Annotated in this window: 16 protein-coding genes; 9 read left to right on the forward strand and 7 right to left on the reverse strand. The window is 71.6% G+C overall.

Annotation, left to right across the window (positions count from 1 at the left end; all coding sequences use genetic code 11):
* Positions 1-100: 100 nt before the first annotated feature.
* Positions 101-1,570, forward strand: a complete 1,470-nt coding sequence (locus ACLIRP_RS06530) for a sugar transferase (protein ID WP_412063158.1) — start codon at positions 101-103, stop codon at positions 1,568-1,570.
* A gap of 75 nt (positions 1,571-1,645) precedes the next feature.
* Positions 1,646-3,631: a thiamine pyrophosphate-dependent enzyme gene (locus ACLIRP_RS06535; protein WP_412063159.1), complete on the forward strand. Its 1,986-nt coding sequence runs from the start codon at positions 1,646-1,648 to the stop codon at positions 3,629-3,631.
* Here the strand turns inward: ACLIRP_RS06535 and ACLIRP_RS06540 are convergent.
* From ACLIRP_RS06540 to pyrF, 7 genes are all read right to left on the reverse strand, one after another.
* Positions 3,628-4,152, reverse strand: coding sequence for a hypothetical protein (locus tag ACLIRP_RS06540; RefSeq protein ID WP_412063160.1), 525 nt, complete (start codon positions 4,150-4,152; stop codon positions 3,628-3,630). The two genes, ACLIRP_RS06535 and ACLIRP_RS06540, sit on opposite strands and share 4 nt — an antisense overlap.
* Positions 4,153-4,228: 76 nt before the next feature.
* Positions 4,229-4,885 (reverse strand): phenylalanine--tRNA ligase beta subunit-related protein, encoded by a 657-nt coding sequence (locus tag ACLIRP_RS06545; protein ID WP_412063161.1) that lies wholly within the window; start codon positions 4,883-4,885, stop codon positions 4,229-4,231.
* Positions 4,882-5,496 (reverse strand): DUF4252 domain-containing protein, encoded by a 615-nt coding sequence (locus ACLIRP_RS06550; protein WP_412063162.1) that lies wholly within the window; start codon positions 5,494-5,496, stop codon positions 4,882-4,884. Before ACLIRP_RS06550 ends, ACLIRP_RS06545 begins: the two co-directional genes overlap by 4 nt.
* The gene (locus ACLIRP_RS06555) at positions 5,486-6,046 is read right to left on the reverse strand and encodes a DUF4252 domain-containing protein (protein WP_412063163.1); all 561 of its coding nucleotides are present in this window, start codon (positions 6,044-6,046) and stop codon (positions 5,486-5,488) included. The genes ACLIRP_RS06550 and ACLIRP_RS06555 overlap by 11 nt, the downstream gene beginning before the upstream one ends.
* A 2-nt stretch (positions 6,047-6,048) precedes the next feature.
* Entirely contained in the window at positions 6,049-6,807 is a 759-nt protein-coding gene (locus ACLIRP_RS06560) for an anti-sigma factor family protein (protein ID WP_412063164.1), read from the reverse strand.
* Complete coding sequence (locus tag ACLIRP_RS06565) at positions 6,804-7,310, reverse strand: RNA polymerase sigma factor (protein WP_412063165.1); 507 nt, start codon at positions 7,308-7,310, stop codon at positions 6,804-6,806. The genes ACLIRP_RS06560 and ACLIRP_RS06565 overlap by 4 nt, the downstream gene beginning before the upstream one ends.
* 102 nt (positions 7,311-7,412) lie before the next feature.
* Positions 7,413-8,258: an orotidine-5'-phosphate decarboxylase gene (gene pyrF, locus ACLIRP_RS06570; RefSeq protein WP_412063166.1), complete on the reverse strand. Its 846-nt coding sequence runs from the start codon at positions 8,256-8,258 to the stop codon at positions 7,413-7,415.
* Positions 8,259-8,358: 100 nt separating this feature from the next.
* Between pyrF and ACLIRP_RS06575 the strand changes: the two genes are divergently transcribed.
* The 7 genes from ACLIRP_RS06575 (at position 8,359) to ACLIRP_RS06605 (ending at position 16,604) form a co-directional block, all read left to right on the forward strand.
* Positions 8,359-10,398: an acyl-CoA dehydrogenase family protein gene (locus ACLIRP_RS06575; RefSeq protein WP_412063167.1), complete on the forward strand. Its 2,040-nt coding sequence runs from the start codon at positions 8,359-8,361 to the stop codon at positions 10,396-10,398.
* A 143-nt stretch (positions 10,399-10,541) separates the two neighbouring features.
* On the forward strand, positions 10,542-11,984 hold the full coding sequence (locus ACLIRP_RS06580) for a tetratricopeptide repeat protein (RefSeq protein ID WP_412063168.1): 1,443 nt from the start codon (positions 10,542-10,544) through the stop codon (positions 11,982-11,984).
* 76 nt (positions 11,985-12,060) lie between these two features.
* The gene (locus ACLIRP_RS06585) at positions 12,061-13,305 is read left to right on the forward strand and encodes a M16 family metallopeptidase (protein ID WP_412063169.1); all 1,245 of its coding nucleotides are present in this window, start codon (positions 12,061-12,063) and stop codon (positions 13,303-13,305) included.
* 90 nt (positions 13,306-13,395) lie between these two features.
* Complete coding sequence (locus ACLIRP_RS06590) at positions 13,396-14,355, forward strand: NAD-dependent epimerase/dehydratase family protein (protein ID WP_412063170.1); 960 nt, start codon at positions 13,396-13,398, stop codon at positions 14,353-14,355.
* 53 nt (positions 14,356-14,408) lie between these two features.
* Positions 14,409-15,140 carry a segregation and condensation protein A gene (locus tag ACLIRP_RS06595; RefSeq protein WP_412063171.1) on the forward strand — a complete coding sequence of 244 codons (732 nt, stop codon included), beginning with the start codon at positions 14,409-14,411 and terminating at the stop codon, positions 15,138-15,140.
* Positions 15,140-15,790, forward strand: a complete 651-nt coding sequence (gene scpB / locus ACLIRP_RS06600; RefSeq protein WP_412063172.1) for an SMC-Scp complex subunit ScpB — start codon at positions 15,140-15,142, stop codon at positions 15,788-15,790. The genes ACLIRP_RS06595 and scpB overlap by 1 nt, the downstream gene beginning before the upstream one ends.
* A complete protein-coding gene (locus tag ACLIRP_RS06605; protein ID WP_412063173.1) occupies positions 15,777-16,604 on the forward strand; it encodes a pseudouridine synthase in 828 nt (275 codons plus the stop codon). Before scpB ends, ACLIRP_RS06605 begins: the two co-directional genes overlap by 14 nt.
* Positions 16,605-16,648 lie beyond the last annotated feature (44 nt).

A 16,648-nucleotide genomic window follows, 5' to 3' on the forward strand; every position in this document is an offset into this window, starting at 1 on the left:
CGAAGCCGGTTGCGCGCCCCCGGACGGGCGCCTACCTTCTCGGGGTCACCCCACCCCTTTGCCCGAGACCCTTTCGTTACGCGCACCACGCCTGCCGCGCTTGTCTCGTCGCATTGAGATCCTCGCCCTCACCCTGGGGGACGCCCTCGCCTCCGTCGTCGCGCTCAGCGTCGCCGCCTGGGGCCCGGCGGCCGTGTCGTGGCTGCCGCCCGTGGTCGGGTCGGTCCCGCTCGCGAGCGCCCTGCTGGTGGCCGCGTGGGTGTTGCTGTTCGCCTTTTCCGGGCTCTACGCCGAACGCTACGCCCGCGGCCGTCTCGACGAGCTGGTGACGCTCGCCAAGGTGGTCGCCTTCGGCTGCCTCGCCCTCCTCTTTGGCGTCGTCATCGACCGGGTGCAGGGCGGCGACGTGCGGACGGCGATCGGCTCCTACGCGCTGGCGCAGTTCGTGGCCGTCGGCGGCGTGCGGCTCGTGCTCCGCGCCATCCAGCGCGCGCTCGTGGTCCGGGGCTACGGCCGCCACCGCGCCGTCGTGGTCGGGTGGTCCGACCGCGTCGAGCCGCTGTACCACGATCTCGCGCGGTACCCGGCGGCCAACATCGAGATCGTGGGCGCGCTCCGCCTGCGAGCTCCGTCCGACGTGCCCGTGCTGGCGGACGGGACGCCTGCGCCGGTGACGTTCACCGAGCGGTTTCCCGGCGGCGACGCCCTGCCCGACGGGGCCATCGAGGTGACGGCCGCCGGCGCGCCCGAGGCGGCCGTCGCTGAGTTGCCCGGCCTGATCGACCGGCTCAACGTCCAGGACGTCATCATCGCGATCGGCTCCGAGGACCACGCGACGCTCGACGAGGTGCTCCGCGTCTGCGACGGGAAGGCGGTAACGCTCAAGCTGGTGCCCGACTTCTACGCGGCGGTCGGCGGGATGGCGCGAACGGAGCACACGTACGGCCTGCCGCTGATCGAGGTGCTGCCGGAGCCGATGCCGGCCTGGGAGCGGCGCACCAAGCGCATCGCCGACGTGGTCGTGAGCGCGCTCGTGCTCCTGCTCGGGGCGCCGGTCTGGCTCGCGGTCGCCGGCCTCGTCCGGGCCACGTCGCCGGGCCCGGCGATCTACCGGCAGACACGGGTGGGTCGCCTCGGCAAGCCGTTCACGATGCTCAAGTTCCGGACGATGGTGGACGACGCCGAACGCCACACCGGGCCGGTCTGGGCCGAAAAGCGCGACGACCGCGTGACCCCCATCGGCCGGTGGCTCCGCCGCCTGCGCATCGACGAGATCCCCCAGATGTGGAACGTGTTCGTCGGCCACATGAGCCTGGTCGGCCCGCGCCCCGAGCGGCCCTACTTCGTCGACAAGCTGGCCGATCGGATCCCGCTCTACAGCCGCCGCCACCGCGTCCAACCGGGCGTCACCGGGCTCGCGCAGGTCAAGTGGCGCTACGATACCGACCTCGACGACGTCCGCCAGAAGCTCAAGTACGACCTGTTCTACATCGAGACCATGAGCCTCGGCCTGGACACCAAGATCCTGTTCCGGACGATCCGCACCGCGCTCGCGGGCAGCGGGCACTAGGCCGAAGGCTGGCGCACGCCGGGGGCGGGCCCGCGGAGTCCGGGCGGGTACCTTCGGGGGCCCCTCCCCGGACCCATGCCCCGCCCGACCGAAACCGCCGCCCCGACGGCCGTCGACCTCGACCTGTACCGCGCGCTCCAGCTGCCGCGCACGGTCGAGGACAAGATGCTCCGCCTGATCCGCCAGAGCCGGATCTCAAAGTGGTTCAGCGGCTACGGGCAGGAGGCGATTGCCGTCGGCTGCGCATACGCTCTCGAGGAGCGCGACTGGCTGCTCCCGATGCACCGCAACCTGGGGGTGTGGACCACGCGGGGCGTGCCGCTCCGCCCGCTGTTCTGTCAGATGATGGGGCGCGAGGGCGGGTTCACGAAGGGCCGCGACCGGACCTTCCACTTCGGTCTCCCCGAGCGCCGCATCGTGGGCATGATCTCGCATCTTGCGGCCATGCTCCCCGTCGCCGACGGGCTCGGCCTGGCGTCGACGCTGCGCGGCGAGGACGCCGTCGCGCTCGCGTTCACCGGCGAGGGGGCCACGCGAGAGGGCGACTTCCACGAGGCCCTCAACCTCGCCGCCGTCTGGCAGCTGCCCGTCGTGTTCGTGGTCGAGAACAACGGCTACGGGCTCTCGACGCCGACGGCTGACGCGCTGCCCGTCGAGGACATCGCGGATGCGGCGGCGGGCTACGGGATGCCCGGCGTCGTCGTCGCCGGGAACGACGTCGACGCCGTGATCGCGGCGGTTCGCGACGCCGCGGCCCGCGCGCGCGCCGGCGACGGGCCGACCCTACTCGAGATGAAGACGTTCCGCGTGCGCGGCCACGAAGAGGCGTCGGGCACCAAGTACGTCCCGGACGCCCTGATCGCCGAGTGGGAGGCGCGCGATCCGGTCGCCGCGTATCGCCAGCGTCTCCTCGCCGCCGGCGTCGCCCAAGCCACGCTCGACGCCATCGACGCCGAGCTCGCGGACGAGATCGAGGCCGTCGCCGAGTGGGCGCTGACCCAGCCGGAGGTGACGTCCACCGACGACCGCGAGCACGGCGACCTGTTCGCGCCCTCCCCCTTCGAGCCGGCGCCCGCGAGCCCCGCCGAGGACGGCGTCCGGTTTATCGACGCGGTCACCGCCGGGCTCCGCGACGCCTTCGTCGGCGACGACACCGTGTTGCTGATGGGCCAAGACGTGGCCGACTACGGCGGCGTCTTCAAGGTGACCGCCGGGTTCGTCGAGCAGTTCGGCGCCGACCGCGTCCGCAACACGCCCATCATCGAGAGCGGCGCGCTCGGGTGCGCGCTCGGGCTCGCGCTCGACGGGTTCCGGCCCGTCGTCGAGATGCAGTACGCCGACTTTATCACGTGCGGGTTCAACCAGATCGCCAACAACCTGGCGACGACGCACTACCGCTGGGGCGCGCCGGTCCCGGTGACCGTCCGCGCGCCGTTCGGCGGCGGCATCGGCGCGGGCCCGTTCCACAGTCAGAGCCCCGAGGCGTGGTTCTGCCACATCCCCGGCCTCAAGGTCGTCGTCCCGGCGACGCCCGCCGACGCGAAGGGGCTGACACTGGCGGCCATCGAAGACGACAACCCGGTCCTCGTCTTCGAGCACAAGGCGCTGTACCGCTCGCTCCGTGGCCCCGTGCCGACGGGCCTGCACCGCGTCGAGATTGGAAAGGCCTCCGTCGTCCGCGAAGGCACCGACCTGACCGTCGTGACGTGGGGCGTGGGCGTGCAGTGGGCGCTCGCGCTGGCCGACGACGAGACGCTGGGCGGTGCGTCGGTCGAGGTCGTCGACCTGCGAACGCTGGTGCCGTGGGACCGGCAGACGGTCCGGCTCTCCGTCGAGAAGACGGGGCGGCTGGTGGTGCTCCATGAGGCCGCACGCACCGGGGGCTTTGGCGCCGAGATCGCGGCGGAGGTGGCCGAGACGTCGTTCGCGGCGCTCGACGCCCCGCCCGCGCGCGTGGGCGGGGCCGACCTGCCGATCGCGTTCTCGAAGGCCATCGAGGCCGAGATCTACTCGGCTCAGGCCCGGCTCGCCGAGGCCGCTCGCCGGACGCTGGCGTTCTAGACGTCGGTCGGGGGCTCGGCCGGGGGCTCCGGTTCCATCACCTGCTGGCCCTCGTCCGCATCATCAGGCCGGGTGTCCAGCACGTCGAAGGTGAGTTCGTAGTCGCCCGTCTCGCCGGGCGCGAAGCTGGTCACGACGATGGTCCACTTGCCGGCCTCGGTCGCTTCGAGGACCGCCTTCGTCATCGACGTGTTGCCGGCGGCGGAGTCGTCGACCTCGGTTTGATCGCCGGTCGGGCTCAGGACCATGAGGTAGGGATCAAAGTCGCCGGAGAGCACCTGGGCGCGGATCCACTGGCCCTCGCGCGCGATGACCTCGTAGGGATCGAGAAACTCGCCGGAGACGAGCGTGTCGTCGCCGTCTTGGAGCGTGCCGGTGTAGACGCGTTCGGGCGCAGCGGTCGCCGGGGCGGCGTCCGGCGCCACGGTGGCCGTCTCAGGAGCGACGGCCTCGGGCGCGTCGGCGGCGTCGCCGCACGCGGTCAGGGCGAGAAAGGCGAGGAGGGTGGCGCGGGTCGTCATGGGGAGGAAGGTGGCCGGGCCGAAACCTAGCACGAACAGCCCATAACCGAGCGGACCGACGCGGCCCCGCTCCAGTTTACCCGACGCGCGATCCGACGACGGCGCCGCTCGCGGCCACCAGGTGCTCGTACCAGGCGAGCGCCTCGCGGAGCCTCGCGAGCGACTCGCGCGGTGCCCACACCACCGACAGGGTCCGCGTGGTCCGGTCGTGCGTCTTCGTCCGCTGGCTGTCCCGGACCGGGTTGGCACAAAAGCCCTGGACATCCCGGACGCCGACCAGCCCGGCGAGCTGAATCACCTGCCCGCTCGCGTTGAACTCGTAGGCATCCTCCGGTCCGCCGACCGCGATGGCAAGCGGCGGCGCGGCCCGGTCGAGGTCGACGACGGAGATCGGCAGCCCGCTGTGCAGCGAGACCGCGTTGCAGACGTCGACGGCCGCGTTGATCGGCCCCAGAAATCCGCCCTCCGCGGCTTTGACGAGGTACTCCGGCGACGGCTTGCCCCGGCCCGTGGGCTTGTAGCCGTCGCCACGAAGCAGGTCCCGGACCGCCAGCCGCACCGCCTCGCTCCGCTTAAGGGGAGCCGGTCCGTCGAGCCGGAGGGCGTCGACCGCCTCCGCCGGCGAGCGCGTCTCGGCCAGCGGCCGGGAATAGGTCGCCGCGAGCAGGCCGACCGCGAGCCCTGGGATCTCGCTTGCGGAGGCGAGCAGGGCGTCGAGGTCGGGGGCGGTCATGGGCGGGCGTCGGTCGTGTCGGGGGCGTCTGCTTCAGGGGGACCGAAGAAGCCGCCCTCGGAGAACGTGTCGCCGAAAAGATCGCTCTCCGAGCCGTACGCGAGGGCGTCGAGCACGAGGGCCGAGAGGTCACCTCGGAGCCGGGTCACCATCAGCTCGCCGTCGCCGACGACGACCGCGACGAGGTCGGTGATGGGCCCATCCTCTCGCTCGCGCGTCATCACCCAGACGGCCTCCGACGAGTCCCGAGCCGTGACGAGGGGGATCCACCCGTCACGCTCGTAGTCGGTCAGAAACGAGGGGCGCTGGATGGCGAGGGCGTCGACGGTCCCCTCGATGGGCGCGCGGGCGACCTTGATCTGGCGGACGTGGCTCGAGATGCGGCGGTACGGCTCCGTCGCGCTCGGCGCGACCAGCCTCGTCAGAAACCGGGACGAGCCGATCGTGCCCCGGCCGAACGCGACGGCGAACCCGCGCCCGACCGTCGCGTCGCCGGTCCGCTCGATCTCGGCGGCGACCTCGCGCTTGGCGCGGCCCATCTCGATGGAAACGCACCCCGACAGGCCGAGGCCCATCGCCAGCGCGAGCGCGAGCAAGCGGCTACTGGTCATCGTCGTCCTCGTCGTCGCTGCCCCAGTCGCTGTCGATGTCGACGCGGCCGAAGCGCTGGCTGAGGGCGCCGACCTGCGTCGGGTCGATGGTCCCGTCGATCAGCACGAACACGGCGTTGTTGTCGTCGGGGTCGACCGCGAGCACGGCCATCCCGTCGAAGACGTCGCCCGCGTCGCGGACGTAGACCCACACGTCGCCATCGTCCTCGACGGACGTCCCGGGGAGAGAGCGGACGCGGACGAGCGTGAGCCAGCCGTCGGCTTCGAAGCGGCGGCCGACGTCGGCGAAGTGGGTGACCGCGAGGGACCGCTCGGCCTCGGCGGCGGGGTACACGCGGACGGTCACGCGGCGCAGGCCATCGAGCATGAGGGCGGCCTCGGGCTCGTCCGTCCGCGCGGCGGCGGCGGCGAGCCGCAAGAGCGACCCCTGGAGGTTGATCTCGACCTGGGGCTCCGACCCGAACAGGGCGTCGAGGTCGGCGCCCGAGATGGGCTGGGCGGACAGCGGGAGGGCGAAGGCCGCGAGCGCGGCGAGGATGAGGGGGCGCATGGCTAAAAGGGGAGGGCGGTGTCGAGGGTGGAGGTCAGGGCGCTCGCGTCGTCGCGGATGGCGTCCCTGGCTTGCGTTTGGGCGTCGGCGACGAGGGCGAAAGCGAGCGCGAGGTCGCGCCGCGCGGCGGCCACGTCGTCGGGGGAAGGCTCGGGCTCGGCGACCTCGTCGGGCGGGGAGTCCGCATCCGGCTCGGTGGCCGCGACCAGGTCGGGGCTCGGAGCGGTGGGCGTCGTCGCGGGCACCGGTCGGGGCAAAGGCGTGGGTCGGGGGGGCTGGTCCGCAGCAGGGGCGAGTGTCGAATCGGGAGCCGGCCGCGAGGCCTCCGGGATCTCGGACGAGTCCGACGAGGCGAGGGACGGTGAGGGCTCAGCCTCCGGCGCGGGCGCCTCAACGCGAGCGATGTCGGGGGCCGGGGCCTCATCTCGCGGGAGTAGCCAGATCGTCGTCGACAGCGCGAGCGCGGCAGCGAGCGCCAGCGGGACGAGCCGCAAGCGGCGCAGCGTCCGCCCGGCCCGGCTCGCGGGGACGGCGGCGCGGTCGCCGGTGCGGCGCGACGGGCGGCCGACGCTGGCGAGCGCGGCGTCGAGCACGGCGGGCGGGCACGCCACGTCGGCGAGCGCGGACAGGCCGACGTCGTCGGCCAGGAGCTCGGCGTCGCAGGCGGCGCAGCTTGCGGCGTGAGTTTCGAAGGCCTGGGCGTCGGGCTCGGCGAGCCGGCCGTCGCGGTAGGCGTCGAGTCGGGTGCAGTCGGTCGTCATGGGACCAGCTCGGGGGCGGAGGCGGTGAGGGCGTCGCGGACCCGGCGGCGGGCGCGGTGGAGGTAGACCTTGAGCGTGTTGAGCGGGAGGTCGAGGGCGTCGCAGATCTCGTGGTAGCTGAGCCCTTCGATCTCGCGGAGCACGAGGATCGAGCGGTACGGCTCGGCGAGTGTGTCGACGGCGCGCGCCAGCTCGACCCGGAGGTCGCCGGCCTCGGCGTGGTCGTCGGGCAGCGGCTCGTCGCACGAGGGTTCGGCAATGGCTTCGGCCATCCCGGGCTCGGGCCGGACGCGCCGCTTGCGCAGCAGGTCGAGCGCCGCGTTCCGGGCGACACGCGCGCACCACGCGCGGCGGCGGGCATCGGGGATCTCCGCCACACCCCTCCACACCTTGACGAGCGCGTTCTGCGTGGCGTCGGCGGCGTCGGCCGGGGTCCCGGTCACGCGGAGCGCGACGCGGTAGACGAGGTCGGCGTGCTGACGGACGAGGGCGTCGGGGGACATGGACGTGCGGGGTGCGCCTTCCCGACGCGGGGCCTCGCAGGAAGGTTACAGGCCGTCGGCCGCCCAGATGTGCCCTCGCCCTTGGGCACCTGAGCCCCGGGATCAGGCTTTTGCCAGCGAGTCGGCGAGCCGCTCGGCGGCCTCGCGCGCCGCCGTGGCGTAGTCGGCGCCGGATGACGCGTAGAGAATGCCACGGCTGGAGTTCACCAGGATGGGCCCGCCCGCATTCGCCTCTAAGGTGTCGGCCGCCGACCCGCCCTGGGCGCCGACGCCGGGCACGAGGAACGGCACCTCGGGATGCGCCTCGCGGAGCGCCGCCAGCAGCGCGGGCCGCGTCGCGCCGACGACGAAGCCGGCCTCGCCGGGGAGCCCCGCGGCGGCCTCCGACGCCAGCCGTGCAACGTGCCGATACAGCGGGGCCCCGTCGACGGACAAGGCCTGGAGGTCGGCACCGCCGGGATTCGAGGTGGCCACGAGCACGAAGGCGCACCGGCCGGGGTGTTCGAGGAACGGCGCGACGCTGTCGGTCCCCATGTAGGGCGCGACGGTCGCGGCGTCGCCGCCCAAGGCGTCGTAGAGCGACGCAGCGTAGCGTCGGCCCGTGTTGCCGATGTCTCCGCGCTTGCCGTCCAAAATGAGCAGCCGTCCCGTCTTGCGGACGGCGTCGCAGACCTCCGCGAGCGCGTCCCAGCCGTCGGGGCCGTAGGCCTCGAAAAAGGCCAGGTTCGGCTTGAAGGCGGCGGCAACGCCCGCCGTTGATTCCGTTATTGCAATGCAAAACTGGGCCGCGTCCCCGGCAGAGGCGCCGAACGAGGCGGGCATCCGGTTGGGGTCCGGATCGAGACCGACGCACAGCGGCGCGCCGGCCTCCGCGACGGCGGCGGCGAGGCGAGTGGAGAAGGAGAGGGGCGAGGCCCCATCAGCGGGGAGAGCAGCGTCATCGGGCATGGCGGAATCTCGCGACACTTCGCACGGCGGCGCCTGAGAACCGTTCGCCCCCCTCCTATGTTGGACGGACCGAAAAGCGCTTCCAACTCCCCCCACCGCCATGTCCGTACTGTCTTCCATGAAGGGCGTCTCCGCCCGCGACCAGCAGATGATCCAAGAGGCCGAGACGATGCTCGGGCCGGAGCCCGAGGAGATGGGCTTCATCAAGAACCTCTTCTGGGGCCGCGTCCGCGAGGAGCTCGTCTTCCCGTACCCCGAGGTCTCGGCGGCGGAGAAGGCCAAGACGGACGCCCTGCTGGCGGAGCTCAACGTGTACCTCGACACCGAGCACCCCTCGATCCTGATCGATCAGGAGCAGGTGATCCCAGACTGGGTCATCGAGCGGCTGTTCGAGATGGGCGTGATGGGGATGACGGTCCCGGAGGCGTACGGCGGGCTCGGCCTCGGCGTCGCCAGCTACAACCGCGTGCTCGAGGCCATCGGCCGCCGCTGCGGCTCGACGGCCGTGATGGTCTCGGCCCACCAGTCGATCGGCTGCAAGGCGCTGATGCTCTTCGGCACCGACGACCAGAAGGACCGATTCCTACACATGGTCGCGCGCGAGAAGCTCTCCGGCTTCTGCTTGTCCGAGCCCCAGGTCGGCTCCGACGCGGCGGGCCAGGAGACGAATTGCGTGTGGGACGAGAAGGAGGGGGTCTACATCCTCAACGGCGAGAAAAAGTGGATCACCTCGGGCGCCCTGTCGGGGCTGCTCACAGTGATGGCCAACCAGCAGGTGACGGACCCGAAGACGGGCAAGACCAAAAAGGGCGTCTCGGCGCTGATCGTCACGCCGGACATGGACGGCGTCAGCTTTTTCCAGAAGAACCGCTCCAAGACCGGTATCCGCGGGACGTGGCAGGCGCGCATCAAGTTCGAGAACGTCCGCGTGCCCAAGGAGAACCTCCTGCACCGTGAGGGCCAGGGCCTCAAGGTGGCGCTGACGTGTCTCAACTACGGGCGGTGCACGCTGTCGGCCGGCGTGTCCGGCGCGGCCAAGCAGGCGGCCGAGCAGGCCACCAAGTGGGTCGCCACCCGGCACCAGTTCCAGCGCCCGCTCGCCGACTTCGAGCTCGTCCAGAAGCGGGTCGCCGAGATGCACGCGCTGTGCTTCGGCATGGACGCGATGCTCTACACGGTCTGCGGCATGCTCGACCGCCACGACTCCGACATCATGGTCGAGACGGCGGCCTGCAAGCTGTTCTGCTCCGAGGAGGGCTGGAACGTCATCGACTCGGCCATGCAGATCATGGGCGGCGAGGGCTATGTGACCGAGAACGAGTTCGAGCGCCTGTGGCGCGACAACCGCATCCACCGCATCGTGGAGGGCTCGAATGAGGTGATGCAGTCGTTCATCTTCGCGTATGGCGGCAAGCAGCTCGCCGAGTACATGCTGGGCGTGCTTAACACCGTCCAATGGAGCGCCGACGAGACGGCGGGCGAGAACCTGTCCCGCATCGTCGGCGGCGCCCTCAAGCCGGCGACCATCAAGGCCGGCACGCCGCTGGCGACCGAGATCTTCCTGGGCAAGAAGGTGGCCAAGCCCGAGATCAACCGGGTCCACCCGTCGCTCCGCTCGTTCGCCGACCGGCTCGCGAGCCACGTCCAGACGCACACGCGCGAGTTCAAGCTGGCCTCGAAGCGGATGGAGGAGAAGATCGTGACGGCGCAGGTGACGCAGGCGCGGCTCGCGGACAACGCGACGCTCATGTTCGCCTGGGCGTGCACGCTCTCGAAGCTCGACCAGCAGATCGCGCGCGGCGCCAGCGGCGCCGAGTGGGAGCGCGACAAGGCCGCCGGGCTCCACTTTATGCACCTCGCGCACGAGCGCATCCTGGCGAACGTCCGCGGCCTGTCGACCAACTCGGACGACTCGATGCGCCGGACGGCCGCGGCCGCGCTGGCGTTCGTGGACACGATGCCGAACGAGGACTTCTACATCCACGAGTCGTCCCCGACGGCGAAGGGGACCGGCCACCCGGTGCAGGAGGCCTACATCAAGCAGTTCCCCGAGGACGGCGCCCCGTTCGTCCCGCGCCCCGATGGCGAAGTGACGTCGGGCGACGGCGCTGTCGCCCCGGCGACCCCGGCCGACGCGTAGTCCGTCCAGCTCTCGACCCTGCGGCCCCGCTCGCCTCCACACGGAGCGGGCGGGGCCGCGTCGTTGGGACCATCTTCCGCAGACCGCAGACCGCAGACCGCAGACCGCAGACCGCAGACCGCAGACCGCAGACCGTACTACCCATGACCCGCTTCCTCGCCCTCGTCGCCCTGCTGGCGCTCGTCGCCAGCGCCCCGCTCGCCCAGGACTTGGGCGAGACCGAATTCGCCAACTCCGGCGCCGCCGAGGCCCAGGAGCCGTTTTTGCGCGGCCTGTTGCTGCTCCACTCGTTCGAGTACGACGACGCTCGGGAGGCCTTTCAGCAAGCGCGAGCCCTCGACCCCGACTTCGCGATGGCGGCGTGGGGCGAGGCGATGACCCACAACCACCCGGTCTGGCAGCGCCAAGACCGCGACGCCATGCGGGCCGCCCTGGATGGCGTCGAGACGTTTCCAAAGACGCCCCGCGAGCTCGACTACCTGGGCACGTTGAGCGTGCTCGCGGGTGAAGGCGAGAAGGACGAGCGCGACGACGCCTACGCCGAGGCGATGCGCGAGCTGGCGGACGCCTACCCCGACGACCTCGACGCCCGGGCGTTCTACGCCCTCGCGCTCCTCGGGACGGCGCACGAGGGCCGCGACTTCGCGACCTACATGCAGGCGGCCGCCGTCGCCGAGGAGGTGTTCGCCGAGAACCCGCGCCACCCGGGCGCGGCGCACTACCTCATCCACGCCTACGACGACCCGGTCCACGCCCCGCTCGGCTTGCGGCCCGCCCGCGCGTACGCCGACATCGCGCCGTCCGCGAGCCACGCGCTCCACATGCCGAGCCACATCTACCTCGCGCTCGGGCTGTGGGACGACGTGGCGGCGATGAACGAGCGGAGCTACCTCGCCGCCAAAGCCGGCACGGACCGTCGAGGCGAGGCGCTCAACGGTCATGGCTGGCACGCGCTCTGGTGGTGGCACTACGCCGCGCTCCAACTCGGCGATGTCCCGCTCGCGGACCGCCTTCTTGCCCTCGCCCGCGACCTCGACGACGGGTCGGGCACGGCGACCGCCCACCGCGTCCGGATCGGGGCCCAGCACGCGATGGCGACGGCGGACGACTCGGGGCTCGGCGACCCGCCCTCGTTGGACGTAGGCGTGTCGACCCTCGCCGTCGATGCCCTTCCCCGGGTGACGATGGCGCTGGTGCGTGGGGAGGAGGGCCGAGCGCGCGAGGTTCTGGCCACGCTCGCAGCGGCGGTGCGGGCGGCCGGCGACGTGCCCTGGCATGCGGAGGCGACCCTGTGGATGGTCCGGTCCGCGCTCGACACGTACGCGGGCAACGAGCCGGCGGCGATCGAGAAGCTGGAGCGAGCGGCCCAGCTTGAGCGCGAGGCCCCGCTCACCTTTGGCCCCCCGGCCCCCGTGAAGATGGCCAACGAGATGCTGGGTGCCGCCTGGGCAATGGGGGGGCGCTGGGCGGAGGCCAGGGGCGCGCTCGAGGCCGCGCTCGCCCGTGCCCCCGAGCGCCGGTCGGTGATCGAGTGGCTCGACGCGGTGGAGGAAGGCGAGCGGGCGGCGGCGACCGGCGGCGAGTAATCGCGGCGAATCGGGCCGAGCGGTGGAACGGGGCCGCGCGCCAGCGATACCGACGGGACAACTGTCTATCAACCGAATGGAATTGACCCCCGCCGTCGAGCGGACGCGCCTGGACTCGGGCGTCCGCGTCCTGACTGAAACCGTTCCCTCCGTCGGGTCCGTCGCCGTCGGCGCGTTCGTCGACGCCGGCAGCCGAGACGAGGCCGCCGCGGAGGGCGGCATCACGCACTTTATCGAACACATGGTGTTCAAGGGGACCGGGCGCCGCGCCGGGTACCTCATCAACCAGCGGATGGAGTCGGTGGGCGGCTACATGAACGCCTTCACGACCAAGGAGCACACGTGCTTCTACGCACGCGGCTTGCGCGAGCACCTCGGCCGCAGCTTGGAGTCTGTCCTCGACCTGGTGACGCAGCCAACGCTGCCGGCCAAGGAGATCGAGAAGGAGAAGGACGTCGTGGTCGAGGAGATCAAGATGTACGAGGACGCGCCCGAGGACCACATCTTCGACCACTACGAGGCGCTACTCTACCCGGACCACCCGCTCGGCCGCCCGGTCATCGGCACGCCCGAATCCGTCCGCTCGTTTTCGCGCGACGACCTCGCGGGCTTTATCGGCCGCCACTACGTGCCCGACCGCCTCGTCGTCTCCGTCGCCGGCGCCGTCCGCCACAGCGACGTGGTGCGCCGCGTCGAGACCTTGCTGGCCGACTTCGACCGCGCGCCCGCGCCCGCCGACCGCGCCCCGGCGAACGGGTACACGCCAGGCGACGTCGTGATCGAGCGGCCCGTGCAGCAGGCGCACCTCGTCATGGGCACGCGCTCGTTCGGCATCGAGGACCCGCGCCGGACCGTGCTCTCCGTGCTCAATACGATCCTGGGCGGCGGGATGTCGAGCCGGCTCAACCAGAACATCCGCGAGAAGTACGGCTGGTGCTACTCCGTGTACTCGTTCACGAACGTCCAGACCGACTCGGGCGACGTGGGCGTCTACATCGGGACCGACGCCAGCCGCGTCGACCGCTCGCGCGTGCTCATCGAGCGCGAGCTGACCAAGCTGGCGGAGACGGAGGTCAGCCCGCGAATGCTGTCGCGCGCCAAGCACCAGCTCAAGGGCTCCATCATCCTGGGCCTGGAGAGCACGTCGAACCGGATGCAGCGGCTCGGCCGCGTCGAGCTGGCGTTCGACCGGATCGTGCCCATCGCCGAGGTCGTCGGCGAGATCGACGCCGTGACGGCCGCCGAGGTGCGCGACCTCGCCGCCGAGCTGTTCGCGCCCGGCCGCCTGTCCTCGGCCGTCCTGCTTCCCTCCGACCGCTAGACGATCTCGGGAGCGATCCCCGATTCGCTCAAGCCGCACGGCGCTCCGCCGATGCCCTGCACGCCCTCCGCCTCCACTGATCCCGCACCCATGGCTTTCCGCTTTGCCGGCCGTCCCGTCCTCGTCACCGGCGCCGCCGGCTTTATCGGCTCGCACGTCGCCGACCGCCTCGTCGCCGAGGGCTGCCAGGTCCACGTGCTCGATGACCTGTCAGGCGGCGTCCGTTCGAACGTGCCCGACGGCGCGGTCTTTCACAAGCTCGACGTCCGGTCGGACGAGGCCGCCGCGCTCTTCGAGGAGCACCGCTTTGCCGCGTTGTGCCACCTCGCGGCCCAGATGGACGTCCGCAAGTCGGTCGCCGACCCCAAGTTCGACGCCGAGGTCAACGTGCTCGGGTTTTTGAACCTGCTGGAGGCGGGGCGCCAGAACGGCTTGGAGAAGGTGACGTTCGCCTCGACCGGCGGCGCCATCTACGGCGAGCCCGACCCGACGGTCAACGACGGCGGCCCGCAGCCCGAATCGCACCCGACGCAGCCGCTGTCGCCGTACGGCATCACAAAGCTCGTCAGCGAGCACTACCTCAGGTTTTACGCCAACACGTACGGTCTGGAGACGGCGGCGCTGCGCTTTGGCAACGTCTACGGCCCGCGCCAGAACCCGCACGGCGAGGCCGGCGTGGTCGCCATCTTCGCCCAGCGCCTGATGCGCGGCGAGCCGGTCCAGATCAACGGCGACGGCACGCAGACGCGCGACTACGTGTACGTCAAGGACGTCGTGCGCGCGTTCGTGGCCGCGCTCGCGAACGAGGGCTCGGGCATCTACAACGTGGGCACCGGCGTCGAGACCGACGTCAACGAGCTGTTCCACCACATCAACCGGCTGACGGGCGCGGGCGCCGACGAGGTCCACGGGCCCGGGATGCCCGGCGAGCAGAAGCGGAGCGTGCTCGACGTGACGCACACCGGCGAGGCGCTCGGCTGGGCGCCCACGGTCAACGTCGCGGACGGGCTCGCGGAGACCGTCGAGTGGTTCCGCCAGCGGGAAGGGTAGGGGAGGGGCGGACGGAGGCAGGACGGCCGTAGCTTCGGCAAAGCCGTCCCCCCATGCATCGCGTCCACCTCGATCAGTTCGAAGGGCCTCTCGACCTGCTGCTCTTCTTTATCCGGCGGGACGAGATCGACGTCCACGACATCCCGATCGCCCGGATCGCGGACGAGTACCTCGAGGCCGTTCGCGTCCTCGAGCACGTGGACCTCGACGCCGCCGCGGACTTCATCTTCACGGCCGCCCTGCTGATTCAGATCAAGGCGCGGATGCTGATGCCGCGGCCGGAGCTCGACGAGACCGGCGAGCCGATCGACCCCCGCCAGGAACTGGTCGACCGACTCCTGGAGTACGTCCGGTACAAGGAGGCCGCGGGCGCGCTCGCCGGGCGCTTCGAGGCCCGCCAGCGCTTGCGCACCCGGTCTGACGCGTCTGAGCGCGCGCGGCTCGGCCCGACCGAGATCACGTACCGCGCGACCATCTTTGACCTCGTCAAAGCGCTCGGCGCGGCCGTCGATCGGGCCGCGCCCGTCGAGCCGCTCCGCCACGAGGTCGAGCGCGAGACGTTCGCCCTCGACGTGCAACGCGCCTGGGTGCTCGGCCGCATCGCCGCCGGCGGCGCCTCGTTCCGCGCGCTTGTCGACCGGCGGAGCAAGCCGTTCGTCATTGTGACGTTCCTGGCCGTGCTCGACCTCGCGCAGCGCCAGTCGATCCGCCTCGTCTTCGGGCTCGACCCCCAGGACTTCGCCGTCGAGCCGATCCCCCAAGCCACCGAATCCCTCGCCGCCTAGTGGAGTCGCTCACCCCCGACACGTTCGAGCAGGCCGTCGAAGCGCTCGTCTTCGCCAGCGACGTCGCGCTGCGGCCCGAGGACGTGGCGCGGGCGTACGGCGAGGTGACGGGCGCCGAGGTCGGGCCGGAGGCCGTGACGGCCGCCGTGGAGCGCCTCAACGCGGCGTATCAGTCGGGCGGCCGCGCCTTCCGGATCGAGCGGCTCGCGGGAGGCCTGCGGATGGCGACGATCGCCGAGATGCACCCGTTCGTCCGCGCCCTCTTCGCCGACGACGAGTCGAAGCGGCTGTCGCGGTCGCTGCTCGAGACCCTCGCGGTGATCGCGTACAAGCAGCCCGTTACCCGGCCCGAGATCGACCACGTCCGCGGCGTGGCCTCCGACTACGCGCTGCGCCAGCTCCTGGAGCGCGACTTTGTGGCGATCGCCGGCAGGGGCGACGGCGTCGGCCGCCCGCTCCTGTACGCCACGACCGACCGGTTTCTGGATCAGTTCGGGCTGGACGCGCTCGCGGACCTTCCGACCCCGCGCGAGATCTCGGAGATTCTGGCCGACCCCACGTTCACCAAGGAGCGCGCGAAGCTCCTCGCCGAGGTCGTTCAGGCGTCGCAGGCCGTCCTCACACCCTCCGAGACCGATGCCCCGGCCTGACCCCTCCGCCCGCCGCAAGGCCCAGGCCCAGCGCAAGCACCGCGCCGGCCCGCCCGCCGCGCCCCGCCCCGAGCCCGAGGGCCCGATGCGGCTCAACAAGTTCCTCGCTCGCGCCGGGATCGCTGCGCGCCGGGAGGCCGACACCATCATCGCCGACGGCCGCGTCAGCGTCAACGGCGCGGTGACGACCGAGATGGGCGTCAAGGTCGGCCCCGACGACCACGTCGAGGTTGACGGCCAGCCCGTCCGCCCGACGGGCCTGGTGTACGTGCTCCTCAACAAGCCGCTCGACACGATCACGACGGTCAGCGACGACCGCGGCCGCCAGACCGTCCTCGACCTAATCTCGATCCCGGACCGCCTCAAAAAGGCGCTGTTCCCCGTCGGCCGGCTTGACCGCGACACGACGGGCGCGCTCCTTCTCACGACCGACGGCGAGCTCGGCCACCGGCTGATGCACCCGAGCTTCGGCGCCGTAAAACTGTACCTAGTCGAGGTGAACCGGCCGCTCGACGACGCCGACATCGCCCGCTTGCGCCGGGGCGTTGAGCTCGACGACGGGCCGGCCCGGGCCGACAACGCGACGTTCGTCGGCGACGACAAGCGGATCTTCGCGCTCCAGCTCCACGAGGGCCGCAACCGCCAGGTCCGCCGCATGGTCGAAGCCCTCGACCGCCGCGTCGTCACGCTCGAACGGGTCGGCTATGCCGGCCTCGATCTCACCGACCTCCGCCGTGGCCGCTGGCGCCGCCTGGAGCCCCACGAGGTCAACGCCCTGCGCCGCTCCGTCAAGCTCAAGCCCATCGTGTTTTAAGAGGGAGCCAGGATGCGGCATGGGCAACCACCGCGCGCCCATCC

This window comes from Rubrivirga halophila (genome assembly GCF_046845755.1).
Classification (GTDB): domain Bacteria; phylum Bacteroidota; class Rhodothermia; order Rhodothermales; family Rubricoccaceae; genus Rubrivirga.